This window comes from Streptomyces flavotricini (genome assembly GCF_020639365.1).
Classification (GTDB): Bacteria; Actinomycetota; Actinomycetes; order Streptomycetales; family Streptomycetaceae; genus Streptomyces; species Streptomyces flavotricini.
Genome location: NZ_JAINUL010000017.1, coordinates 1 through 25549 on the forward strand (window position 1 = coordinate 1; position 25549 = coordinate 25549).

Annotated in this window: 10 protein-coding genes; 6 read left to right on the plus strand and 4 right to left on the minus strand. The window is 74.0% G+C overall.

Features of this window, described 5'->3' with window-relative positions; translation table 11 throughout:
• The 4 genes from K7B10_RS40135 to K7B10_RS40155 form a co-directional block, all read right to left on the minus strand.
• Positions 1-731, minus strand: a 731-nt coding sequence (locus K7B10_RS40135) for a beta-ketoacyl synthase N-terminal-like domain-containing protein (RefSeq protein WP_372481594.1), incomplete at its 3' end; no start/stop codon positions are given.
• Between the two features lie 7 nt (positions 732-738).
• Positions 739-17097, minus strand: coding sequence for a type I polyketide synthase (locus K7B10_RS40145; RefSeq protein ID WP_267502808.1), 16359 nt, complete (start codon positions 17095-17097; stop codon positions 739-741).
• 144 nt (positions 17098-17241) lie between these two features.
• Positions 17242-17457 (minus strand): ferredoxin, encoded by a 216-nt coding sequence (locus K7B10_RS40150; protein ID WP_229345929.1) that lies wholly within the window; start codon positions 17455-17457, stop codon positions 17242-17244.
• 14 nt (positions 17458-17471) lie between these two features.
• Positions 17472-18710 carry a cytochrome P450 gene (locus tag K7B10_RS40155; RefSeq protein WP_229345931.1) on the minus strand — a complete coding sequence of 413 codons (1239 nt, stop codon included), beginning with the start codon at positions 18708-18710 and terminating at the stop codon, positions 17472-17474.
• Between the two features lie 445 nt (positions 18711-19155).
• Here K7B10_RS40155 and K7B10_RS40160 point away from each other — a divergent pair, with 445 nt between their 5' ends.
• The 6 genes from K7B10_RS40160 to K7B10_RS40185 all read left to right on the plus strand — a co-directional run bounded on the left by K7B10_RS40160 (position 19156) and on the right by K7B10_RS40185 (position 25480).
• Entirely contained in the window at positions 19156-19935 is a 780-nt protein-coding gene (locus K7B10_RS40160; protein ID WP_229345934.1) for a thioesterase II family protein, read from the plus strand.
• Between the two features lie 213 nt (positions 19936-20148).
• A complete protein-coding gene (locus K7B10_RS40165) occupies positions 20149-21618 on the plus strand; it encodes an AMP-binding protein (protein WP_229345959.1) in 1470 nt (489 codons plus the stop codon).
• An 11-nt stretch (positions 21619-21629) separates the two neighbouring features.
• Positions 21630-22865 (plus strand): type III PLP-dependent enzyme domain-containing protein, encoded by a 1236-nt coding sequence (locus K7B10_RS40170; RefSeq protein ID WP_229345960.1) that lies wholly within the window; start codon positions 21630-21632, stop codon positions 22863-22865.
• Entirely contained in the window at positions 22855-23364 is a 510-nt protein-coding gene (locus K7B10_RS40175; RefSeq protein ID WP_229345937.1) for a cobalamin B12-binding domain-containing protein, read from the plus strand. The genes K7B10_RS40170 and K7B10_RS40175 overlap by 11 nt, the downstream gene beginning before the upstream one ends.
• The gene (locus K7B10_RS40180; protein ID WP_229345940.1) at positions 23361-24728 is read left to right on the plus strand and encodes a methylaspartate mutase; all 1368 of its coding nucleotides are present in this window, start codon (positions 23361-23363) and stop codon (positions 24726-24728) included. Before K7B10_RS40175 ends, K7B10_RS40180 begins: the two co-directional genes overlap by 4 nt.
• Positions 24725-25480, plus strand: a complete 756-nt coding sequence (locus K7B10_RS40185) for a thioesterase II family protein (RefSeq protein WP_229345942.1) — start codon at positions 24725-24727, stop codon at positions 25478-25480. The genes K7B10_RS40180 and K7B10_RS40185 overlap by 4 nt, the downstream gene beginning before the upstream one ends.
• Positions 25481-25549 lie beyond the last annotated feature (69 nt).

Sequence of the window (25549 nt, forward strand, 5' to 3'; positions counted from 1 at the left end):
TCGGCGGCCATGCCGCGCTGGTGGCTGAAGTAGAGGAACATGTCCGGCTCGGTCATCACGGTGACCCCGCCGGCCAGGGCGAGCGTCGACTCGCCCGAGCGCAGCGACTGGGCCGCCAGGTGCATGGCGACCAGCGAGGAAGAGCAGGCCGTGTCGATCGTCAGGGCCGGGCCCTCCAGACCCAGGCTGAACGCGACGCGGCCCGTGACCAGGCTGCCGTCGCTCGTACCGGGACCGTAGTCGTGGTACATCACGCCGCCGAACACGCCCGTCTTGCTCTTGCGGAGCGTGTGCGGGGCGATGCCCGCGTTCTCGATGGCCTCCCAGGAGGCCTCCAGCAGCAGCCGCTGCTGGGGGTCGAGGGTCAGGGCCTCGCGCGGGGAGATCCCGAACAGCGCCGCGTCGAAGTCGCCGGCGTCGTAGAGGAAGCCGCCCTCGCGGGTGATGGTCCTGCCGAGTTTGCCCGGCTCGGGGTCGTACAGGGCGTCGGTGTTCCAGCCGCGGTCCTCGGGGAACGCGGAGACGCCGTCACGGCCTTCGGCGACGAGCCGCCACAGGTCGTCGGGGGAGTTGACCCCGCCGGGGTACCGGCAGGCCATGCCCACGATCGCGATCGGCTCGCAGGCCCGGTCGGCCTCCTGGGCCAGCTCGCTGTTCTCCCGCTTCAGCCGCTCGTTGTCCAGCATGGACTGTCTGAGAGCGGTGACGAGTTGTTCCACTGATGCTTCCACGATGACCTCAGCCCTCGTTCGAATTCGGTTCGGCGGACGCAAGCGCGGCACGCACCAGGTCGTCGATGTTCATGCTCTTGATCTCTTCGCTCCGGTCGGCGGTCTGCGGGGCGGCAGGCGCACCGGACGCGGCCGCCGCGGCCGTCGCCCCCTGCTGCTCCACCGGACCGGCGAGCCTGAGCAGCGCGTCCAGGAGACCCGCCTCGCGCAGAGCGGCGACGGGGATCGAGGAGAGCGCCTCGCGGATGGAGTGGTCGTCCTGCGCGGCGGCCGCGGGCTCGGGCTCCGGCTCCGCGGCGTCCTCGATGGCCGGGAGGATCTCCTCCAGGAGGAACTCGGCCATCACGACGGGGCTCGGGTAGTCGAACATCATGGTCGCCGGCAGGCGCATCCCGGTCGCGGTCTGGAGCCGGTTGCGCAGGTCGATCGCGGCCAGCGAGTCGAGCCCCAGGTCCGTGAAGCCCTTGTTGACGTCGATGGTGTCGGGGTCGCTGTGACTGACGCCCGCCACCTGGGCCCGGATCAGCTCCAGGACCGCGGGCTCCCGGTCGGCGGGCCGCATCCGGGCCAGCCGCTCCTCCAGGGACCCCGAACCGGCCGCCGGCGCCGCGGCCGAGGCCGCCACGGCCGGGGCGCGTACGTCCTGGCGCTGGCGCGGCGCCGGTTCGGCCTTCAGCACGTCCCGCAGGAGCACCGGGGCCGGGCCGGGGTTCGCGCCGCGCCCCGCGTTGTCCACGCGGATCGGGGCGATCATCACCTCGTCGAGGGTCATCGCCTCGTCGAAGAGCTGCAGCCCTTCCGCGGTCGGCAGGGCCGGCAGGCCCAGCGACTTCATCCGGCCGAGGTCGGAGTCGGTGACCCCGCCGCCCAGTCCGGTCTTCGTCTCCCACAGGCCGAACGCCAGCGAGGTGGCGGGCAGTCCGAGCGAGCGGCGGTGGGCGGAGAGCCCGTCCAGGAAGCGGTTGGCCGCCGCGTAATTGCCCTGGCCCGCGCCGACGACGAGTCCGGCGCAGGAGGAGAAGAGGACGAAGGCCGACAGGTCCAGGCCGAGCGTCGCCTCGTGCAGGTGCCAGGCGGCGTCCGCCTTCGGCCGCAGGACGGCGTCGACCTGCTCCGCCGTCAGCTGCGCGGTCAGCGCGTTGTCCATCAGCGCCGCCGCGTGCACGACCGCGGTCAGCGGCTGCTCGGCGCGGACGCCGGCCAGCAGCGCGTCCACCGCGCCGCGGTCCGACACGTCGCAGGCGACGACCGAGACCTCGGCCCCGAGCCCGACGAGCTCGGCCCTCAGCTCCTCGGCGCCCGGTGCGTCCGGGCCGCGGCGGCTGGTGAGCAGCAGGTGGCGCACGCCGTGCTCCGCCACCAGGTGGCGGGCGGTGATGGCGCCGAGGCCGCTCGTACCGCCGGTGATCAGTACGGTGCCCTGCGCCGACCAGGGCAGGTCGGAGGCGACCTGGCTGGAGGCGACCCGGGCCAGGCGCGGGACCTTGACCTCGCTGCCGCGTACGGCCGCTTCCGGTTCCCCGGTCAGGGCGATGGCGGGCAGCACCTGGTGGGCGGCGGCCGAGCCGTCGGTGTCCACCAGCAGGAAGCGTCCCGGGTTCTCCTCCTCCGCCGAGCGCAGCAGACCCCATACGGGCGCCTGCGCCAGGTCGACGGTGTCGGTGTCCTTCGTCCGCACCGCGCCGCGGGTGACCACGGCGAGGCGGGAGCGGCCGAGGCGGGGCTCGTCGAGCCAGCCCCGCAGGACCTCGAGGACGGAGCCGGTCACGGACCGGACCGCGTCCGGGACCTCGCCCTCGCCGGCCGGTACGGGCAGCAGGACCACCTGGGGCGGCTCCGCGCCGGAGTCCAGGTCCGCCGCGAGCGCCGCGAGATCGGGGTAGGCGGTCAGGCCTTCGCCGAAGGTGTGGTCCGCGCCGCCGCCGAGCAGCGCCCAGCGGTCGGCGGTCGCCGTGTGGCTGGCGCCCAGCGGCAGCTGGTTCCACACCAGGTGGAACATCGACGAGCGCTCGTCGCGGCCGGCCGCCGCGGCGGCGTTGACCCGGGCGGCGGTGACCGGGCGGACCACCAGGGAGTCGATGGTCGCGACCGGGGTGCCGCGCAGGTCGGACAGCTCGATCCGGACGGCGTCCGAACCCTGCGACTTGTGCGACTCCACGGCCGTGATCCGGCCCCGCAGCTGCGAGGCACCCGCGGCGTGCAGGGTCACTCCCGCCCAGGCGAACGGAAGCTGGGTGCCTCCGACGTCCTGCGGGCTGCGCCCGTCCATGAAGTCCGTCGCGCTCAGTGAGCCGTCGAGGATCGACGGGTGGATGCGGTACTCGTGTCCCACCGCCAGGTTGTCCTCGGGCAGCGACACCTCGACGAAGGTCTCCTTGCCGCGCGTCCAGATCCCGCGCAGGCAGCGGAACATGGGCCCGTATCCGTAGCCCTGTCCGGTGAGGTAGTCGTACACCCCGGAGATGTCGACCTCGTCGGCGCCCTCGGGCGGCCAGACCCCGGTCCCGACCCCGAAGGACTCGGGGGCCGGCGGGTGCTGGGCCCCGGGTGCCAGGACGCCGCTCGCGTGCCGCGTCCACGGCGTGTCCGCCGGGCCGTCGTCGGGACGCGAGTACACCGCGAGCGAGCGGCGGCCGGTGGCGTCGGCCGCGTCGACGGTGACCTGGACGGCCAGGCCGCCGCCGTCCTCGCGCATCGGCATCAGCGCCTCGATGGTCAGCTCGTCGATGACGTCGCAGCCGACCTCCTCACCGGCGCGGATGGCGAGTTCGACGTATCCGGTGCCGGGCAGGAGCACGGTCCCGAGGACGTCGTGGTCGGCCAGCCAGGCGTGGGTCTTCACCGACAGGCGGCCGGTCAGGACCACGCCGCCGGCCTCCGGGGAGACCACCACCGCGCTCAGCAGCGGGTGCTCGGCCGGCTGCTGGCCCAGGCTGGTGACATCACCGGCCGGGGCCGGCGCCGGGGCGTCGAGCCAGTACGGACGGCGCTCGAAGGCGTACGTCGGCAGCTCGACCAGCCGCGCGCCGGAACCGGCGTGGAAGGCGGTCCAGTCGACGGCCGTGCCGGTGGCGTGGAGGCGGGCGAGGGCGGTCAGGAGGGTGCGCGCCTCCGGCCGGTTCTTGCGCACGGCCGGCTCGACGACGGCGCCCGTGCCGTCGAGGGTGTTCTGGGTGAGGGCGGTCAGGATCGCGTCGGGGCCGAGCTCCAGGAAGGTCTGGACGCCCTTGGCGTGCAGGTGCTGGACGGTGTCGGAGAAGCGGACCGCCTCGCGCAGGTGGCGGGTCCAGTACTCCGCGGTCCCCCAGTCCTCGCTGATCGCGCCGTGCACCCCCGCGACGACCGGGATGCCCGGCTCGTTCCGGGTCACGGACTCGGCGACGAGGTGGAACTCGGCGAGCGCCGGCTCCATCAGCGGGGAGTGGAAGGCGTGCGAGACACGGAGCCGGGTCGTCTTGCGGCCCTGCTCGGTGAAGGCGGCCCGGATCGCCTCGACCGCCTCCTCCTCGCCCGAGACCACGATCGAGCGCGGGCTGTTGATCGCCGCGATGCCGACGGTGTCGGTGAGGTACGGAAGGAGCTCGGGCTCCGTGGCTTCGATGGCGGCCATGGCCCCGCCCGCGGGCAGTGCCTGCATGAGGCGGCCGCGTGCGGTGACCAGGCGGGCGGCGTCCTCCAGGGAGAGGACCCCGGCCGCGTGGGCGGCGGTGATCTCGCCGATGGAGTGCCCGGCCAGGAAGTCCGGCCGCACGCCCCACGAGGTGACGAGCCGGAACAGGGCCGTCTCGATGGCGAAGAGGGCCGGCTGGGTGTAGGCGGTGCTGTTCAGCAGCGCCTCGTCCTCGGCGGACTCACCCCACATCACCTCGTACAGCGGGGTCTGCAGGTACGGGTCCACCGCCGCCGCGACCTCGTCGAGGGCCTCGGCGAACACCGGGAACGCGGCGTGCAGTTCACGCCCCATGCCCAGGCGCTGCGCGCCCTGGCCGGTGAACAGGAACGCGGTCGCACCGTCCACGCGGCTGCCGGTGACGACGTCCGAGGACTGCGTCCCCCCGGCCAGCTTCGCCAGCTCCCGCAGCGCGGCCCCGCGGTCCTCTGCGAGGACCACCGCACGGTGGTCCAGCGCCGCGCGGGAGGCCGTCAGGGAGTGGCCGACATCCGCCAGGGACTGCTCCGGGTGGGCCTCCAGGTGGGCGAGCAGCGCCGCGGCCTGCCGGGGCAGGGCCTTCGCGCTCTTCGCCGACACCGTGAGGGCGACCGGCCCGGCGGCCGCGGGCGCGAGCGCCTGCGGCGCGGGCTCCGGCGTGCCCTGCGGGGCCTCTTCGAGGATGACGTGGGCGTTCGTACCGCTCAGGCCGAAGGAGGAGACACCCGCACGGCGCGGGCGCCCGCCCGCCGGCCAGTCGACGGCCTCGGTCAGCAGTCTGACGTTGCCCTCGGTCCAGTCGACCTGCGGCGAGGGCTCGTCCACGTGCAGCGTCTTCGGCAGCACGCCGTGGCGCAGCGCCTCCACCATCTTGATCACGCCGCTGACGCCGGCCGCCGCCTGCGCGTGACCGATGTTCGACTTGATCGAGCCGAGCCACAGCGGCTTGTCCTCGTCGCGGCCCTGGCCGTACGTGGCGAGCAGCGCCTGGGCCTCGATCGGGTCGCCGAGGCGGGTGCCCGTGCCGTGGCCCTCGACGGCGTCCACATCGGCCGTGGTGAGGCCGGCGGCGGCCAGCGCCTGCTGGATGACCCGCTGCTGGGACGGCCCGTTGGGGGCGGTGAGGCCGTTGGAGGCGCCGTCCTGGTTGATGGCGCTGCCGCGGATCACGGCGAGCACCGGGTGGCCGAGCCGCTCCGCGTCGGAGAGGCGCTCGACGAGGAGCAGGCCGATGCCCTCGGCCCAGCCGGTGCCGTCGGCGGCCCCGGCGAAGGCCTTGGAGCGGCCGTCGGCGGCGAGTCCGCGCTGTTGGCTGAAATCGACGAACAGGTCCGGCGTCGGCATGACGGTCACACCGCCGGCCAGCGCCATCGTGATCTCACCGGAGCGCAGTGCCTGGCAGGCCATGTGCAGGCTGACCAGGGAGGAGGAGCAGGCGGTGTCGACGGTGACGGCCGGGCCCTCCAGTCCGAGGGTGTACGCGACGCGGCCCGAGGCGATGGAGCCCGCGCTGCCGTTGCCGAGGTAGCCCGCGAGGTCCTCGGGGACGTCGGTGAGGCGGCTGCCGTACTCGTGGTACATGATGCCCGCGTACACGCCGGTCCGGCTGCCGCGCAGGGTCTGCGGGTCGATGCCGGCCCGCTCGAAGGTCTCCCACGCGGCCTCCAGCAGCAGGCGCTGCTGCGGGTCCATGGCGAGGGCCTCGCGCGGCATGATCCCGAAGAACTCCGCGTCGAACTCGGCGGCGTCGTAGAGGAAGCCGCCGTCCTTCGCGTACGTCTTGCCGGGCGTGCCGGGCTCGGGGTCGTAGATGGCGTCGGCGTCCCAGCCGCGGTCGGTCGGGAACGCCCCGACGGCGTCCCGGCCTTCCGCGACCAGGTTCCACAGGTCCTCGGCGGACCGCACCCCGCCGGGGAAGCGGCAGCTGATCGAGACGATCGCGATCGGGTCCGAGTCGGAGGGGGCCGTGGTGCGCGGCGCGGCGGCGGCCGGGGCCGCCTTGGTGGTGGTGGCCGACAGCTTGTCCACCACGAAGCCCGCGACCGCCCGGGAGTTGGGGTAGTCGAAGACCAGCGTGGCCGGCAGCCGCAGACCGGTCGCCGCCTGGAGCAGATTGCGCAGCTCGACGGCGGCGAGCGAGTCGAAGCCCTGCTCGCGGAAGGCGGTCTCCGGGCCGATCGCGTCCGGCGACGGGTGGCCGAGCACCGCCGCCACCTGCGTACGGACCAGTTCGAGGACGATCCGGTCGCGCTCCTGGGCGGAGGCCCCGGCGATGCGGCGCTCCAGCTCGGAGGTCTCGGACGCCTGCGCCCGCACGGTCCGGCGGACCGGGCCGCGCACCGTGCCGCGCAGCAGCGCGGGCAGGTCCTCGCCGCGGGCGGCGAGCGCCGCCGCGTCGGTCTTGAGCGGCAGGACCACGGCGTCGAACCCGGCGACGGCCGCGTCGAAGAGGGCGAGGCCCTCCTCGACGGTCAGCGCCGGCAGGCCCAGCCGCTTCATGCGCTCCAGGTCGGCGTCGGTGAGGTCGCCGCCGAGACCGGTGCTGATCCCCCACATGCCGAACGCGGGAGCCGTGGCCGGCAGGCCCGCGGCCCGGCGGTGCGCGGCGAGGCCGTCCAGGAAGGAGTTGGCCGCCGCGTAGTCCGCCTGGCCGGCGGCCAGGACGGAGCCGCCCGCGGAGGAGAAGAGGACGAAGGCGGACAGGTCCAGGTCCCGCGTCAGCTCGTGCAGGTTCCACGCGCCGTCGGACTTCGGCCGCAGTACGGACTCGACGCCCTCGGCGGTCAGCGAGCCGACGAGCCCGCCGCCCGCGACGGCGGCGGCGTGCACCACCCCGCTCAGCGGGTGGGCCGCGTCGATCTCGGACAGGGCGCCGGCGAGCGACTCCCGGTCCGTCACGTCACAGGCCGCCACCGAGGCGTGGGCGCCCAGCCCGGCGAGCTCGGCGACGATCGCCGGGGCGTTCGGCGCGTCGAGACCGCGGCGGCTGGTGAGCAGCAGGTGCCGTACGCCGTGCTCGGTGACCAGGTGCCGGGCCACCAGCGCGCCGAGGCCGCTGGTACCGCCGGTGATCAGCACGGTGCCGGTCGTACCCCACGGGGAGACGGGGGCGGGGGCGGCGATCCGGGTCAGGCGCGGGATGCGCACCTCGCCGGAGCGCACGGCCGTCTCGGACTCGCCGGTGGCCAGCGCGGCGGCCACGTCGGCGCCCGGGTCGCGGGTTCCGGCGGCCACGTCGACCAGGACGAACCGGCTGGGGTTCTCGGCCTCGGCGGCCCGGACCAGACCCCAGACGGCGGCCTGCGCCGGATCGGCGTCCTCGCCGGCCAGGACGGCGACACCGCCGCGGGTGACCACGGCGAGGGGGGCGGACCCGGACTCCGGGTCGGCCAGCCGGCCCTGGACCTGAGCGAGGACCTCGGGCACCACCGTCCGCACCCGGGCCGCGGCGTCCTCGCCGGCCGGGACGGGGGCGAAGTACACGGCGGCCTCGGCCGCTGCGGCCCCGGCCGAGGCGGTGCGCAGCCACTCGACGCGGTGCAGGGCGGCGCCGGCGCCACCGGAGGCGGCGGCCAGCTGGGCCTCGGAGACCGGGCGCGAGACCAGCGACTCCACGGTCGCGACGGGCGCACCCGTCTCGTCGGCGACCATGATCGCCGACACTTCGTCGCCGCGGACCCGGCGGATGTGCACCCGCAGTACGGAGGTACCGGCCGCGTGCAGGGTGACCCCGTTCCAGGAGAACGGCAGCAGCGTCGCCCCCTCGGCGGCGCCGTTGCCGCCGAGCAGGTCCGCGTGCATCGCGGCGTCGAGGAGCGCCGGGTGGAGCCCGAAGAGGGCCGCGTCGCCGTGCGCCGTCTCGGGCAGGGCCACCTCGGCGAACACGTCGTCGCCCTGGACCCAGGCGGCCTTCAGGCCCTGGAACACCGGGCCGTACGCGTACCCGCGCTCGAGCAGCCGCTCGTACGCGCCGGTGACGTCGAGCGGGGTCGCACCGGCCGGCGGCCACTGGGACAGGTCGAACGCGGGCGCCGGAGCGTCCGCGGCCACCGTGCCGTGGGCGTGGCGGGTCCATGGGGCGTCCGGGGCGGAGCCGCGGGAGTGGATGGAGATCGACCGGGCGCCCGAGCCGTCCGGGGCGCCGACCCGCACCTGGAGGGCGACGCCCCCGCGGGCGGGCACGATCAGCGGGGCTTCGAGGAGCAGTTCCTCGATCCGGTCGCAGCCGACCTGGTCGCCGGCACGGACGGCCAGCTCGACGAAGCCGGTGCCCGGCAGCAGGATCGAGCCGAGGACGTCGTGGTCGGCCAGCCAGGGCTGGGTGTCGACGGAGAGCCGCCCGGTCAGGACGACCTCGCCGGAGTCGGCCGCCGGGAGGGCGGCGCTGAGCAGCGGGTGCCCGACCGGTTCGAGGCCGGCGGAGCCGAGCCCGGCGCCGCCGCCGGCGGCCGCCCCCTCCAGCCAGTACCGCTGGTGCTGGAAGGCGTACGTCGGGAGCTCGGACCAACGGTCCTCGGTGCCCTGGTGGAAGGCCGCCCAGTCGACGGGCGCACCGGTGGTGTGGAGCTGCGCGAGGGCGGCGAGGAGCGAGTGGGCCTCGGGGCGGTTCTTGCGCAGGACCGGCTCGACGAGGAGGGCGTCGTCGGAGTCGAGGGTCGTACGGGTGAGGGCGGTGAGGATGGCGTCGGGGCCGAGTTCGACGAAGCGGGTGACGCCCTTGGTGTGGAGGTGCTGGACGGTGTCGGAGAAGCGGACGGCCTCGCGCAGGTGGCGGGTCCAGTAGTCGGGGGTGCCCCAGTCCTCGCTGATTGCGCCGTGGACCCCGGCGACGACCGGGATCCGGGCGGGCGCGTAGGTCACGGACTCGGCGACGGCGCGGAATTCGGCCAGGGCCGGGTCCATCAGGGGGGAGTGGAAGGCGTGCGAGACGCGGAGCCGGGTCGTCTTGCGGCCCAGCTGGGTGAACTCGGCCTGGATCGCCTCGACGGCCTCCTCGGCACCGGACACCACGATGGAGCGCGGGCTGTTGATCGCCGCGATGCCGACCACGTCGCAGACGTACGGGAGGAGTTCCTCCTCGGTGGCTTCGATCGCGGCCATCGTTCCGCCCGCGGGCAGTGCCTGCATGAGGCGGCCGCGTGCGGTGACCAGACGCGCGGCGTCCTCCAGCGAGAGGACCCCGGCCACGTGGGCCGCGGTGATCTCGCCGATGGAGTGCCCGGCCAGGAAGTCCGGCCGCACACCCCAGGACTCGACCAGCCGGAAGAGCGCGGTCTCGATCGCGAAGAGCGCGGGCTGGGTGTAGGCGGTGCTGTTCAGCAGCGCCTCGTCCTCGGCGGACTCACCCCACATCACCTCGTACAGAGGGGTGTCCAAGTGCACGTCCAGCGCACTGACCACGGCATCCAGGGCCTGTGCGAACACCGGGAACGCGCCGTGCAGCTCACGCCCCATCCCCAGCCGCTGCGCACCCTGACCCGTGAACAGGAAGGCCGACTTGCCCTCCTGGACCCGGCCCCGCACGACACCCGCGGCCGTCTCGCCCACGGTGAGGGCGGCCAGTCCCGCGAGGAGCTCTTCGCGGTCCGCGCCGATGACGACGGCCCGCTCGGCCAGGTGGGCGCGCCGGGTGGCCAGGGCCCGCCCGGTGACCGCGAGGTCCGCGTCGGCCAGGGTCTCCAGGTGCTCGGCCAGTCGCTCCGCCTGCGCCCGCACGGCCTGCGCCGTCCGGCCCGACACCACCCACGGGATCGGCCCGCCGGAGGCCTCGGGGGCTTCCGGGGCCTCCTCGGCATCCTCGGCCGGAGCCGCCACCGGCGGCTCTTCGAGGATGAGGTGGGCGTTCGTACCGCTGATGCCGAAGGAGGAGATGCCCGCGCGGCGCGGTCGCTCGCCCGCCGGCCACTCGACCGCGTCGGTCAGCAGCTCCACCGCGCCCGCGTCCCAGGCGACCTGGGGGGAGGGCTCGTCGGCGAACAGGGTCCGCGGCAGGACGCCGTGCTCCATCGCCTGGAGCATCTTGATGACGCCCGCGACACCGGCGGCGGCCTGCGTGTGCCCGATGTTGGACTTGATCGAGCCGAGCAGCAGCGGCCGGCCGTCCTGCGGACGCTCCTGGCCGTACGTGTCCAGCAGGGCCTGCGCCTCGATGGGGTCGCCCAGCGTGGTGCCGGTGCCGTGGCCCTCGACGACGTCGACGTCGGCGGCGGTCAGGCCGCCGTCCTGGAGGGCGCGGCGGATGACGCGCTGCTGCGAGGGGCCGTTGGGGGCGGTCAGGCCGTTGGAGGCGCCGTCCGAGTTGACGGCGGAGCCGCGCAGGACACCGAGGATCCGGTGGCCGTTGCGCTCGGCGTCGGACCGGCGCTCCAGGAGCACCAGGCCGACGCCCTCGCCCCAGCCGGTGCCGTCGGCGCCGCTGCCGAAGGACTTGCACCGGCCGTCGGCGGCCAGGCCGCCCTGCCGGCTCATGTCGATGAAGGTGTCCGGGGTGGACATGACGGTCACGCCGCCCGCGAGGGCCAGCCCGCAGTCGCCGCGCCGCAGCGCCTGCGCCGCCCAGTGCATGGCGACCAGGGAGGAGGAGCAGGCCGTGTCGACGGTGACCGCGGGGCCTTCGAGGCCGAGCGCGTACGCGACGCGGCCGGAGACCACGCTCGCCAGGCTGCCGTTGCCGTGGTAGCCGGCGAGCTGCTCGGGCAGCGGGCCCAGGCGCAGGCCCCAGTCGTGGTACATCACGCCGGCGAACACGCCGGTGTCGCTGCCGCGCAGGGCGTGCGGGTCGATGCCGGCCCGCTCGAAGGTCTCCCAGGAGACTTCGAGGAGCAGTCGCTGCTGCGGGTCCATGGCCTGCGCCTCGCGCGGGCTGATCCCGAAGAACTCGGCGTCGAAATCGGCGGCGTCGTAGAGGAATCCGCCCTTGTCGCTGAGGCTCTTGCCGGGCTTGCCCGGCTCCGGGTCGTGGATGTCGGAGTCCCAGCCGCGGTCGGTCGGGAAGGCGCCGACCGCGTCGACCCCGTCCTGGACGAGCTTCCACAGGTCGTCCGGCGTGGAGACGCCGCCCGGGTAGCGGCAGGCCATGCCGACGACCACGATCGGGTCCTCGTCGGCCGCGGTGAGCGCGGCGACGGGCGCCGTACGCCGGGCCTCCTTGCCCGGGTCGCCCAGCTTGTCCGCCAGGTGGTCGGCGAGCGCGCTCGGCGACGGGTAGTCGAAGATCAGCGTGGCCGCGAGCGGCAGGCTGATGGCCGAGCTGAGCCGGTTGCGCAGTTCGACGGCGGCGAGCGAGTCGAAGCCCATCTCGTTGAACGCGCGCGCCGGGTTGATCCGGTCGCCGCTGTCGTGGCCGAGGACGGCCGCGACCTGCGTACGGACGAGGTCCAGCAGGGCTTCGCCGCGCTCGGCGCGGGACAGGACCGAGAGCCGGCGGGCCAGGGACTGCTCGACGGGGACGGCGCCGGTGCCCGCGCTGCGGCGGGCGGGGCGGACCAGTCCGCGCAAGACGGACGGGACCTCGGCCGCCCGCGCCTGGAGGGTGCGCAGGTTGAACCGGACGGGTACGACGGCCCCTTCGCCGCCGGTGGCGGTCAGCGCGCCGTCGAGCAGCGCCAGGTTCTCGGCGGGGGAGAGCACCTGGAGGCCGAGGCGCTCGATGCGGCGCAGTGCGGCTTCGTCGAGCTGCCCGCCCATGCCGCCGACGCCGGTCCACAGACCCCAGGCGAGGGAGGTCGCGGGGAGTCCGGCGGCGCGGCGGGTGGCGGCCAGCGCGTCCAGGAAGCCGTTCGCGGCCGCGTAGTTGCCCTGGCCGGCCCCGTCGAGCAGGGTCGCGGTGGACGAGAAGAGGACGAAGGCGGACAGGTCCAGGTCCCGCGTCAGTTCGTGCAGGTTCCAGGCGCCGTCGGCCTTCGGCCGCAGCACGGTGTCCAGCCGTCCGGCGTCGAGCGAGCCGATCAGGCCGTCGTCGATCACACCGGCCGCGTGCACCACGGCGGTCAGCGGCCGGTCGGCGGGGATCGCGGCGAGCAGCGCGGCCACGGCCTCCCGGTCCGACGCGTCGCAGGCGGCGACGGTCACCCGGGCGCCGAGTCCGGTCAGCTCCTCGGCGGTCTCGCGCACGCCCGGGGCGTCCCCGCCACGGCGGCCGGTCAGCAGCAGGTGGCGTACGCCGTGCTCGGTGACCAGGTGGCGGGCGACGGCGGCGCCGACCCCGCCGGTGCCGCCGGTGATCAGCACGGTGCCCTGCGGGCCCCACGGCGCGGGCTGCGGCTCGGTGGCGGGCAGCGTGGCCAGCCGGGAGACGTACAGCTCGCCGCCCCGGACGGCCGCTTCGGGCTCGTCGAGGGCCGCGGCGATCCGCAGCAGCTCGTCCGGCTCCAGCGAGCCGTCGGAGTCGAGCAGGACGAAGCGGCCCGGGTTCTCGGCCTGCGCGGAGCGCACCAGGCCCCACACGGGCGCCTGGGCCAGGTCGATGTCCTCGCCCGGGGTGACGGCGACCGCCCCGCGGGTGAGGACGACGAGGCGGCCCGCGGCCGGGTCCTCGTCGGCCGGCCACTGCTGCAGCGCGGTCAGGACGTCCTCGGCGACGGCGCGGACCTGCGCGGGGACCTCGCCCCCGGTGCCCCGCAGGGCGTGGTGGGCGACGGCGGCCGGGGCGTCCGCGGACAGCGGCGCGGGCAGCGGGCGGGAGGTCCAGCGCAGGTGGAAGAGCGCGTCGTGGGCCTGGGGACGCAGCTGCTCGGCGGTGACCGGGCGGACCGTGAAGGACTCGACGGAGGCGACGGGCAGGCCGTCGGCCCCCGCCAGGTCGAGCGCCACGGAATCGGCGCTGGTCGCGGTGATCCGCACCCGGAGCGCGGAGGCCCCGGCCGCGGACAGGGAGACCCCCGACCAGGCGAACGGCAGCCGCGGGCCGTCGGCGACGGGCTCGGGGGAGGCGAAGTCGGTGGCCTGCAGGACGGCGTCGAGCAGCGCCGGGTGCAGCCCGAACGCGGAGGCCTGCTCCGAGACGGAGGCCGGCAGCGCGACCTCGGCGTAGGCCACGCCCTCGGCGCCCCGCCAGACGGCCTTCAGGCCGTGGAACGCGGGGCCGTAGCCGTACCCCTGGGCGGCCATGTCCTCGTACAGGCGCGTGGTGTCGACGGCGCGGGCGCCGCGCGGCGGCCACACGGAGGCGTCGAAGGGCTCGGCGGCCGGGGCGGCCGCGGCGGCGGTCAGTACGCCCGAGGCGTTGCGGGTCCACGGCGCGTCGGCCGGGGCGTCCTCGTCGCGGGAGTAGAAGGCGATCGGGCGGCGGCCGTCCCCCGCGGCGGCGTCGACCACGATCTGGAGGGCCACCGCGCCCGTCGCGGGCAGCAGCAGCGGAGCCTCCATGATCAGCTCGTCGAGCCGCTCGCAGCCCGTCTCCTCGCCCGCGCGCAGCGCCAGTTCGACGAAGGCGCTGCCCGGGAGCAGGGTGCTCCCTGCGATGACGTGGTCGGCCAGCCAGGCGTGCGAGCGCGGCGACACCCGCCCGGTCAGCACCGAGGCGCCGGTGTCGGCGAGGGAGACCACCGCGCCCAGCAGCGGGTGGTCGGCGGCCACCTGCCCGAGCCCGGCGGCGTCACCGCGCGAGACGGGAGCGGCCAGCCAGAAGCGCTCGCGCTGGAAGGCGTACGTCGGCAGCTCGACGCGGCGCGCGCCGCTGCCCTCGTAGTAGGCCTGCCAGTCCACCCGCGCACCGCGGGCGTGGACGGTGGCCAGCGCGGCCGACAGCTGCCGCGGGTCCTCGTGGCCGCGGCGCAGCGCCGAGACGAACACCGGCGCGCCGCCGGGGAGTCCGAGACCGTCGAGGCAGTCGCGGCCCAGGCCCGACAGGACCGGATCGGGGCCGATCTCCAGGTACGTGGTGGCGCCGAGCTCGGCGAGCGCCCGCACCCCGTCGGCGAAGCGGACGGCCTCGCGGACGTGCCGGACCCAGTACTCCGGCGAGCACAGCTCGGCGGCGGTCGCGGCGCGCCCGGTCAGCGTCGACACCAGCGGGATGCGCGGGGCGGAGTAGTCGAGGATCTCGGCGATGCGGCGGAACTCGGCCAGCATCGGCTCCATGAGCGGCGAGTGGAAGGCGTGGCTCACCCGCAGCCGCTTGGTGCGGTGCCCGTCGGCCTCCAGGCGGGCGGCGATCTCGGCGACGGCCCCGGCCTCTCCCGATATGACCACGGACGCCGGACCGTTGACGGCGGCGATCGCCACCCGGTCGGCGAGGGCCGCGATCAGCGGGGCGACGGTCTCCTCGGAGGCCGTCACGGCCACCATGGCGCCGCCCTCGGGCAGTTCCTGCATCAGGCGGCCGCGTGCGGCCACCAGGGTCGCCGCGTCGTCCAGCGAGAGGACGCCCGCGACGTGCGCGGCGGCGAGCTCGCCGATCGAGTGGCCGGCCACGTAGTCGGGGCGCACGCCCCAGGACTCCAGCAGCCGGAACAGGGCGACCTCGACGGCGAACAGGGTCGCCTGCGCGTACACCGTCTCGTTCAGCAGGGCGCTGTCGGCACTGTCCTCGGCGGCGAACAGGATCTCGTGCAGCGGCCGGTCCAGCTGGAGGTCGAGGTGGCCGATGGCCTCGTCGAGGGCGGCGGCGAACACCGGCTGGGTGTCGTACAGTCCGCGGCCCATGGCGGCGCGCTGGCTGCCCTGGCCGGTGAAGAGGAAGGCGAGGCGGCCGCCGTCGGCGGTGCCCGGGAAGACGTACGGGGACTCCTGGCCCTCGGCCAGGGCGCGCAGCCCCGCCCGTACGGCCTCCGCGTCCTCGGCGGCCACCACGGCGCGGTGGGCGAGGCGGGCGCGGGTCGTGGCGAGGGAGTAGCCGAGGTCGGCCGCGGCCGGGGCGTCCTCGTGCTCGGCGCGGGCCAGCAGGCGGGCCGCCTGGGCGCGCAGCGCGGGCTCGCTCGCGGCGGAGACCGGCAGCAGCACGGGGCCGGCCTGCGGCGCCGGCTCGGGGGCGGCGGCGGCCTCGGCGGCCGGCGGCTCCTCGATGATCACGTGAGCGTTGGTGCCGCTGACGCCGAACGAGGAGACGCCCGCGCGGCGGGGCTCCTCGCCCTTGGGCCAGGCGCGGGACTCGGTCAGCAGGCGGACCTCGCCCGCCGACCAGTCGACGTTGGGGGTGGGCTCGTCCACGTGCAGGGTGCGCGGCAGCTCGTCGTGCCGCATCGCCATCAGCATCTTGATGACGCCGGCCGAGCCGGCCGCCGCCTGGGTGTGCCCGATGTTCGACTTGGCGGAGCCGAGCCACACCGGGCGGTCCGCGGGGCGGCCCTTGCCGTAGGTGGCGATCAGGGCCTGCGCCTCGATGGGGTCGCCGAGGGTGGTGCCGGTGCCGTGCGCCTCGACCGCGTCGACCTGCTCGCCGGTCAGCCCGGCGTTGGCGAGGGCCTGGCGGATGACCTGCTGCTGGGCCCGGCCGCTGGGCGCGGTCAGGCCGTTGGAGGCGCCGTCCTGGTTGAGGGCGGAGCCGCGGATGACACCGACGACCGGGTGGCCGTTCCGCCGCGCGTCGGACAGCCGCTCCAGGACGAACACGCCCACGCCCTCGGCGAAGGCGGTCCCGTCGGCGGCGGCCGCGAAGGCCTTGACGGTGCCGTCGGGCGCGAGGCCGCGCTGGCGGCTGAAGGCGGTGAAGGTACCGGGGCTGCCCATGACGGCCACACCGCCGGCCAGCGCGAGCGTGCACTCGCCGCGCTGCAGCGACTGGACCGCCAGGTGCATGCCGACGAGCGAGCCGGAGCAGGCGGTGTCGACGGTGAGGGCCGGGCCCGCGAGGCCGAGGACGTACGAGACGCGGCCGGAGATGACGCTGGGCGCGTTGCCGCTCAGCAGGTAGCCGTCGAGGCCGTCCGGGGCCTCGTGCAGCCGCATCGCGTACTCCTGCGGCTCGGCGGCGATGAACACGCCGGCCTCGGTGCCGCGCAGGGCCGCCGGGTCGATGCCGGCCCGCTCGACGGCCTCCCACACGGTCTCCAGCACCAGCCGCTGCTGCGGGTCCATCGCGAGGGCCTCGCGCGGGCTGATCCCGAAGAAGTCCGCGTCGAACCCGGCCGCGTCGGGCAGGAAGCCGCCGTGGCGCACGTACGTGGTGCCGGGCGTCGACGGGTCGTCGGAGAACAGCGCCTCCAGGTCCCAGCCGCGGTCGGCGGGGAACTCGTCCCGTACGTGCTCGCCGTTGCTGACCAGCCGCCACAGGTCCTCCGGCGAGGCGACCCCGCCGGGGTAGCGGCAGCCGATGCCGACGATGGCGATGGGCTCGTCGGAGACGGCCACGGCGCGCACCGGCGCCTCGGGGCGGTCGGCCAGGCCCAGGACCTCGGTGCGCAGGTGCGCGGCGAGTTCGGCCGGCGAGGGGTGGTCGAAGGCGACGGTCGGCGGCAGCGCCAGGCCGGTGGCCGCGTTCAGCCGCACCTGGAGCTCCAGCAGCGCGACGGAGTCCAGGCCCAGGTCCTTGAAGGAGCGGTCGGGGTCGACCGACACGGGCAGACCGGCCCCGGCGGGCGCGTCCGGGGCGTCGGCGTACTTCGCCCGCAGCACGGCGAGCGCGTGATCGCGTACGAGGTCGAGCAGGACGTGGGTCTGTTCGGTCGTCGGAAGCGCCTCCAGGTCCCGCACGAGCGCGGACTCCGTCGCCGCGTCCGCCGCGGTGTGACCGGTCGGCACACCGTGGGTGCCGGAGACAAAGTTTCCGGGCTCAGTCATCTAGCAACTCCACACACTCGTTGTCCGCGAGGACGAAAGGACGTAAAGGCGTTTGTAAGGACCTAAGGACTCCGATGTGACGGAGCGTCAACAAGTCGTCGTCCGCCCGGAGACGGGGGATGGTCTCCGGGCGGACGGGCGGGGTCACTCGGCCGTGGCCACCGCGTGCTCGACGAGGCTCAGGGCCTGCACCGGGCAGGCCTCGATGGACTCGAGGATCTGGTCGCGCAGCGACTCGCCGGGCTCGTCGACGACGAGGACGGCCTGGCCGTCCTCGTTCTGGTCGAAGACGTCCGGGCCCGAGAGCACACACGCCCCACAGGCGACGCAGACGTCCTTGTCGATAATGACCTGCAGCATCTTCGTCCTCTCCGTTACCAGGTGACCGGCAGCTCGTGCAGGCCGTCGATGAGGGCCTTCTCCTTGAAGGGGAGTTCCTCCACCGGCTTGGCCAGACGCAGGCCCGGGATGCGGCGCAGCAGCGTCGTGAAGACGACCTCCATCTGCATCCGGACCAGGACCTGGCCCGCGCAGCGGTGGTGGCCGTAGCCGAACGCGATGTTCTGCGCGGCTTCCTTGCGGTGGAAGTCGAGGGTGTTCGGGTCGGCGAACACCCTCGGGTCGTGGTTGGCCGCGGTGAGCGAGCAGATGACGCCCTCGCCCTTGCGGATCAGCTGCCCGCCGATCTCCGCGTCCTCCTTCGCGACCCGGACGGTGCCGTGGTCGGCGACGCTGGAGAAGCGCATCAGCTCGTCGACCGCCTGGCCGGCGAGCTCCGGCTTCTCGCGCAGGATCGCCGCCTGCTCGGGGTGGCTGAGCAGCACCAGGACGGCCATGGTCATGCCGTTCATGGTGCTCTCGTGGCCGCCCGCGATCATGGTGCGGACGAGGGCGCTGATGTCGGTGGGGCCGAGGTCGCCGCCGCGCTCCTGGTTGCGCAGGATCAGACTGCTGATCAGGTCGTCGGCGGGCTTCTCCGTGCGCTCGGCGATCAGCCGGTGCAGCAGGATCTCGACCTCGGTGTTGGCGGCGGCGTGCTCCTCCGGGGTGCCCTGGGTCACCAGCGAGGTGATCCAGCGGTAGAAGAGGTCCGTCTGGTCGCGCGGTACGTCGAGCAGCTCGGTCATCGCGACGGACGGCAGCGGCATCGTCAGCGCGGAGATGATGTCCACCGGGCCGCCCTGGGCGAGCATCGCGTCGATGAGCTCGTCGACGATCTCCTGGGTGCGGGGCCGCATGGCCTCGACCTTCTTGGCGGTCATCTCCGGCATCAGCATCATGCGGTGCTGCGTGTGGACCGGCGGGTCCATGTGGAAGAGGGTCCGCTGGACGATGCCCTGCTCCAGCAGTTCCAGGGGGAAGCCGAACTGGAGCGGGTAGCCGGGGTCGGCGATGTCCGACTCGAAACGGGGGTCGCGCAGCATCTGCTGCATGTCCTCGTAGCGGGTCAGCAGCCAGGCCTCCCGGCCGTTGAACGTCAGCTTCACGCGGGAGACGGGCTCCGTCTCGCGCAGCACGGCGTAGTCCGGAGCCGGCTGCATCGGACAGCCGGTGCGCGGCAGCGGAAACGCGCGGACCGTCGTCTCCGACCGCGCAGTGGTGAGTTCCGTCATGGGTCCCTCTCTCATCCGCCCCGCACCTGGTGTGCGGTCACGGCCTGGATCGATCGCGTGGGTCGTGGTCGGGCTCGGGCTCGGCGCGTGGCGGTGGGAGGACGCGGGCACGGGTGCGTCACCGTTCGACGGAAAACGCCCGCGCATTCCTCCACCGGACTCTCCCCCCGGCTACCGCTGGGAGGTGCCCCCGTACGGGAGGACCCCCAACCGGAGTTCACCCCATGCAGGCTGCTGTCCTTCACCTCCGCTGAAAACCCCTAAGCCGCCGCGCCCCAGGTGGGAATGGCGGGGTCCGGGCGAAATTAGGGGTGGTGAAGGGTGGTCACAGGGGGCGGCGGCAATGGCGGCCGGTGCCCGCGCGCCGTTTCGATGGGGTGAGGCCTCGGGATACCGCCCGGTCTCGGGATATCGCCCGGTCGCCAGGAAGGGAAGTCGAGGAGTCATGACGGAAACGCTGCAGGGCACCAGCGCATGGATCCGGCGGTTCCAGCCCTCGCCGGACGCACCCCACCGCCTCGTCTGCTTTCCGCACGCGGGCGGCGCCGCCACGTTCTGGTTCCCGATGGCCCAGGCGCTCGCCCCGCAGGTGGACGTACTCGCCGTGCAGTACCCCGGGCGCCAGGACCGCCGCAGCGAGCCCTGCATCGAGGACATCGAGACGCTCGCCGCGCACGCCGCCGAGGAGGTCCTGGCCTGGTCGGACCGGCCCGTGACCCTGTTCGGGCACAGCATGGGGGCCATGGTCGCCTTCGAGACCGCCCGCCGCCTGGAGGAGCTTGGCCGGCCGCCGGCCGGGCTCGTCGTCTCCGGCATGCGCGCCCCGTCCCGGGCGCGCGGCGGGCCGGGCCGGGCCGGGACCGCCGAGACCGCGGAGGAACTCGTCGCCGGGATCCTGCGCCTGCAGGGCACCGACGCTGCCGTCCTGGACGACCCCGAGCTCGTCCGGATGATCCTTCCCACCATCCGCAGCGACTACAAGGCCGCCGAGAGCTACCGGTGGCGTCCGGGCCCGCCGCTGCGCACGCCGATCGCCGTGCTGACCGGGACCGAGGACCCGCACGTGGACACGGAACAGGCGGCGGCCTGGCGCGAACACACCGCCGGACCGTTCAGCCTCACCGTCTTCACCGGGGGCCACTTCTTCCTGAACGAACACGCCGAAGACGTGAGGAAGGTCGTTACCGACCACATTGCCCGGTCGTTCCAAGCGAACTCAGTCTGAATTCAAGCGACATCTGAAAAGAAGGATGTCCTGTCTCCCCCGGGTCTTTTCCAGCCGGTTCACGGGGGGACGACCCGAGCCACAACTCAAGGCAGGAGTGGGGCGTTGGTCAGCCTCTCGTATTCGATACGCGAAGAATCCGCACGCGAAGAATCCGCAGCAGCCGGAATTGCTCCCGGACCCGGACCGTCCCCAAAGGAAACCGTCCACGGGCTGCTGGACGCCGCCGCCGCGGCGGCGCCGGACGCCCCCGCCATCCGCGACGCCGCGGGTGCCTGGACCTACCGCGAGCTCGACGAGTACAGCCAGGCCTTCGCGGCCTGGCTGCACGGCCGCGGCATCGGCGTCGGCGACCCGGTCGTGCTCCAGCTGCCGACCAGCCGCGAGCTGGCCGCCATGTTCTACGGAGCCTCCCGGGCCGGAGCGGTGTTCGTACCGCTCAACCCCACCATGAAGCCGTACCACCTGCGCCAGGTCAGCGAGAACGCCGGGCCCAAGCTGGCCATCGGCAACGCCGAGACCGGCGCGGGCCTCCAGGAGGCCGTCGGCGCGGTGCACCCGCTCGCCGACGTGTGGTCCGAGGTGGAGGAACTGCGCACGCAAGGCGCCCGCATCACCTCCGAGGTACGCCCCGACGACGTGGCGACCCTCATCTACACCTCCGGCAGCACCGCCGCCCCCAAGGGCGTCGTCTGCCCGCACGCCCAAGTGGCGTTCGCCTCCCGGGGCCTGGTCGAGGCACTCGGCTACCGGTCGGACGACATCGTCTTCTGCCGTTTCCCGATGTCCTGGGACTACGGCCTCTACAAGGTCGTCATGACCTGCATCGCCCGCTGCGAGATCGTCCTCGCCGACCAGGACTCCGACCTCACGCTGGTGCGCCGCATGCGCGAGACCGGCGCCACCGTGGTCCCCATCGTCCCCTCCTTCGCCACCATGATCGTCAGCCTGGCGAAGCGGGACACCGAGCCGCAGGCCCCGGTCCGGATGTTCACCAACACCGGCGCCGCCCTGCCGCCCGCCACCATCGACGCGCTGCGCGAGCACTTCCCCGGAGCCCGCGTGGTGCGCCAGTACGGCCAGACGGAGGCCAAGCGCATCACCGTCATGCCGCCCGAGGAGGACCGCGAACGCCCCGGCGCCGTAGGCCTCCCCCTCCCCGGCACCCGCGTGCTCATCGTCGACGCCGACGGCAACGAGCTGCCCGTCGGCGAGGTCGGCGAGATCGTCGCCGTCGGCCCGCACGTCATGCCGGGCTACTGGAACAGCCCCGAGATCACCGCCGACACCTTCCGCACCGACCCCGCCAGCGGGCAGCGCAGCCTGCACACCGGGGACTACGGCCACCTCGACGCCGACGGCTACCTCTACTTCGAAGGCCGCCGCGACGACATGTTCAAGCGCAAGGGCCTGCGGATGAGCACCCTCGAGATCGAGGGCGCCGCCATGGACATCCCCGGAGTGCGCGCCGCCGCGGCCCTCGCGCCCGGAGAGAAGCACGACCTCGCCCTCTTCGTCGAGGCCGACCTGACCCCCGCCGAGGTGCTCAAGGGCGTCGCCCAGCGCCTGGAGCCCGCCAAGGTCCCGGCGATCGTCCGCGTGCTGAGCGAATTCCCGCTCACCCAGCACGGCAAGAACGCCCGCAAAGAGCTGGCCCTGCTGCTCGAAGGAAGTGGAAAGTGAGTTTCCCGTCCATGGAGCCGACCGAGCTCGCCCGCCAGTACGGCACCCCCCTCTACGTCTACGACCTCGACCGCGCCCGCGCCGCCCGCCGGGACCTGTTCGGCTGGCTGCCCGAGGGCTTCGAGGTGTTCTACGCCTTCAAAGCCAACCCGCACGTCGACCTCGTACGGGCCCTGCGCGACGGCGAAGGCCCCGCCTGCAAGGCAGAGATCAGCTCCACCGGTGAGCTCGCCAACGCCCTCGAAGCCGGCTACCCGGGCTCCGACATCCTCTACACCGGCCCCGGCAAGACCCCCGAGGAGCTGTACGAAGCCATCGCGGCCGGCGTGCGCACCTTCTCCGCCGAATCCCTGAGCGACCTGGAGCACATCGGCGGCGCCGCCCTCGAACACGACACCGTCGCCGACTGCCTGCTGCGCATCAACAGCGCCTCGGCCAGCGCCACCACCAGCATCCGGATGACCGGCGCCCCCACCCAGTTCGGCATCGACAGCGAGACCGTCGCCGGCCTCGCCGAGCAGCTGCGCTCGGTCCCCGGCACCCGCATCGCCGGACTCCACCTCTTCTCCCAGAGCAACGCCGCCGACGAGGAAGCCCTCATCGGTGAACTCACCCACACCATCCGGGTGGCCGCCGCGATCCAGGACGACCTGGGCGTCCCGCTGCGCCTGCTCGACATCGGCGGCGGCTTCTCCGTCCCGTACGCGCAGCACGGCGAGCGGGCCCGCTACCCCAAGCTCCGCACCGAGCTGGAGGCCTCGCTCGACCTCCACTTCCCGCAGTGGCGCGAAGGCGCGCCGCGGCTCGCCGTCGAGTCCGGCCGCTACCTGTCCGGCGACAGCGGCACCCTGGTGGCGCGCGTCAGCAACGTGAAGATCAGCCGGGGCAAGAAGTTCGTCATCCTCGACGCCGGCATCAACACCTTCGGCGGGATGTCCGGACTCGGCCGGCTGCTGCCCGTGTCCGTACAGGTCGAGGCGGGGGAGGAGACCGAGAAGGCGAGCCTGGTCGGCCCGCTGTGCACCCCCGGCGACGTCCTGGGCCGCGGCATCGACCTGCCCCCGCTGGAGGAGGGCGACCTCGTACGCATCCCCAACGCCGGTGCGTACGGGCCCACGTCGAGCCTCCTGATGTTCCTCGGGCGTCCGGCCCCGACCGAGGTCGCCGTCTCCGGCGGCGAGGTCGTGTCCGTCTCCCGCATCGAACACGTACGCACCTACCGGAGTGTGGAGGGCGATGATGCATGACCTGTCCGCCAGAGGCACGGAGTCGTTCGTCGAGCGGTCGAAGGGCACCGTGATCGTCACCACCCTCGCCTCCGACTCCCACACCTGGAACCTCGTCTTCCTCCAGGTGCTCATCGAGGAGTGCGGGTACGACGTGGTCAACCTCGGCCCGTGCGTCCCCGACGAACTGCTCGTCTCCGAATGCCGCGACCGCAATCCCGAGATGATCGTCATCAGCAGCGTCAACGGCCACGGCTACCAGGACGGGATGCGGGTCATCGGACAGCTGCGGGACGCCGCCCCGCTGGCCGCGACGCCCATCGTCATCGGCGGCAAGCTCGGCACCGACGGAGGCGAGGGCGCCAGCCGCACCCACGAGCTGATGGCCGCCGGATTCGACGCCGTGTTCGAGGACGGCCAGGACCCGATCGCCGCGTTCCACGCCTTCCTCGCCACCCTGCCGTCGGAGCCCCGGCGGCAGGCCGTGGAGGCCGCGGACCACGCCCGGGTCTCCGCATGAGCGAACTCACCGCCGTCCGCGAAGGGCGGCCCGCCGGCCCGGCCCCCGTCGACTTCGGGGAGTTCGTGCGCAGGGAGGGCGGCAACGGCCGCCTCGTCGTCCAGCCCCGCATGGGCTTCGGCGACCCCGGCCGGATGCGCACCGGGCTCGTCGCCACCAAGGCCGCCGACGCCGCCACCGTCGGCACCCTCACCCTCGACAGCTACACCCGCGTCGGGAACCTGGAGGCCGTCGAGACCGCCCTGCGCGACGGCATCGACCTCAACGGCTACCCCGTCGTCAGCCACCCGGCGGAAACCACCGCCGCCGTGCTCGACGGCGTACGCGACCAGACCTTCCCCGTCCAGGTCCGGCACGGCTCCGCCACGCCCATCGACATCTTCCGGGCGATGATGCGGCTCAACCTCAACGCCACGGAGGGCGGGCCGGTCTCGTACTGCCTGCCCTACGGGCGCACCCCGCTCGCCGACGCGATCCGCAACTGGGAGGACTGCTGCGACCTGTACGTGCGCATGCAGGACGTCGGCATCGAACCCCACCTGGAGACCTTCGGCGGCTGCATGCTGGGCCAGCTGTGCCCGCCCAGCCAGCTCGTCGCCATCAGCTTCCTCGAAGCGATGTTCTTCGCCCAGCGCGGCCTGCGCTCCATATCCATGAGCTACGCCCAGCAGACCGACCCCGTCCAGGACCGTGAGGCCGTCACCGCGCTGCGCCGGCTCAGTGCCGAAATGCTGCCGGTGGCCAACTGGCACGTCGTCATCTACGCCTACATGGGCGTCTACCCGGAGACGGACCACGGTGCGTACGGGCTGCTCGCCAGCGCCGCCCGGCTCGCCGTCACCACCGGCGCGGAACGGCTCATCGTCAAGACCGCCGCCGAGGCCCGCCGCATCCCCACCATCGCGGAGAACGTCCAGGCCCTCGAATACGCCAGCGACACCGCGCTGCGCACCGGCCGCGGCCGCGACGACACCTTCACCGACTCCCCGACCTACCAGGAGGCGCGGGCCCTGGTCGAGGCGGTCCTCAACCTCGACGACGACCTCGGGCGGGCCCTGCTCAAGGCGTTCCGCCACGGCTACCTCGACGTCCCGTACTGCGTGCACCCCGACAACGCGGGCCGGGCGCGCAGCTACATCGACTCCGGCGGCCGGCTGCGCTGGGCCGACACCGGCAAGCTCCCGATCGCCGGGATCGCCGAGCGCGGGCCCTCGCGGAAGATCGGCTCGGCCGACCTCATGAACGACCTCTTCCATGTCCGGTGCAAGTTCGACGCAGGACCCCGCGAACTCGACCCCGCCTCCCCGGAGCTGATCCGCGGCCGGGCGGCGGTCGGGTCACGGCCGAAGGAGTACACCGCATGACCACACAGACCATCCCCGTGGAGACCGGCGCCTGGGTGCGCCGCTTCCACCCCGGCGGCCAGGACGCCGGACACCGGCTGATCTGCTTCCCGCACGCGGGCGGCTCCGCCTCCTTCTACTTCCCGGTCTCCCGGGCGCTGACCCCGGGCGCCGACGTCCTCGCGATCCAGTACCCGGGGCGCCAGGACCGCCGCCACGAGCCCTGCCTCGACTCGATCACCGAGCTCGCGGACGCCCTCGCGGCGCAGGTGCGCCCCTGGTGCGACCGGCCCGTCACCTTCTTCGGGCACAGCATGGGCGCGACCCTCGCCTTCGAGGTAGCCCGGCGCCTGGAGGCCGAGGGCACCGTGCTGCACGGACTGTTCGCCTCCGGCCGCCGCGCCCCGTCCACCGTCCGCGACGAGCGCGTGCACCTGCGCGACGACGAGGGCCTGCTCGCGGACATCACCCGGCTCGCCGGCACCGACACCGCGGTGCTCGGCGACCCGGAGATCGTCCGCATGATCCTGCCGGCGATCCGCGCCGACTACCGGGCCGCCGAGACCTACCGGTACCAGCCCGGCCCGGCGCTGACCTGCCCGCTCTTCGTCCTGACCGGCGACAGCGACCCGCACGTGACGCCCGCGGAGGCGCGCGCCTGGGAGCGGCACACCACCGGCCCGTACGCGCTGCGCACGTACCCCGGCGGCCACTTCTACCTCAACTCCCAGGCGGGCGCCGTCCTGGCGGAGATCTCCGCGCACCTGGGCTGAGGGGGCCCGGCCGGCAACGGCTCCCGCCGAATCCGGCGGGAGCCTTTCCCGTATCCCGGTGCCGCATTC

Coding starts and splice junctions, on each gene's coding strand:
- K7B10_RS40185 (WP_229345942.1), top strand. CDS start 24,725: ATGACCACACAGACCATCCCCGTGGAGACCGGCGCCTGGGTGCGCCGC.
- K7B10_RS40145 (WP_267502808.1), bottom strand. CDS start 17,097: ATGACTGAGCCCGGAAACTTTGTCTCCGGCACCCACGGTGTGCCGACC.
- K7B10_RS40170 (WP_229345960.1), top strand. CDS start 21,630: ATGGAGCCGACCGAGCTCGCCCGCCAGTACGGCACCCCCCTCTACGTC.
- K7B10_RS40160 (WP_229345934.1), top strand. CDS start 19,156: ATGACGGAAACGCTGCAGGGCACCAGCGCATGGATCCGGCGGTTCCAG.
- K7B10_RS40180 (WP_229345940.1), top strand. CDS start 23,361: ATGAGCGAACTCACCGCCGTCCGCGAAGGGCGGCCCGCCGGCCCGGCC.
- K7B10_RS40175 (WP_229345937.1), top strand. CDS start 22,855: ATGATGCATGACCTGTCCGCCAGAGGCACGGAGTCGTTCGTCGAGCGG.
- K7B10_RS40150 (WP_229345929.1), bottom strand. CDS start 17,457: ATGCTGCAGGTCATTATCGACAAGGACGTCTGCGTCGCCTGTGGGGCG.
- K7B10_RS40155 (WP_229345931.1), bottom strand. CDS start 18,710: ATGACGGAACTCACCACTGCGCGGTCGGAGACGACGGTCCGCGCGTTT.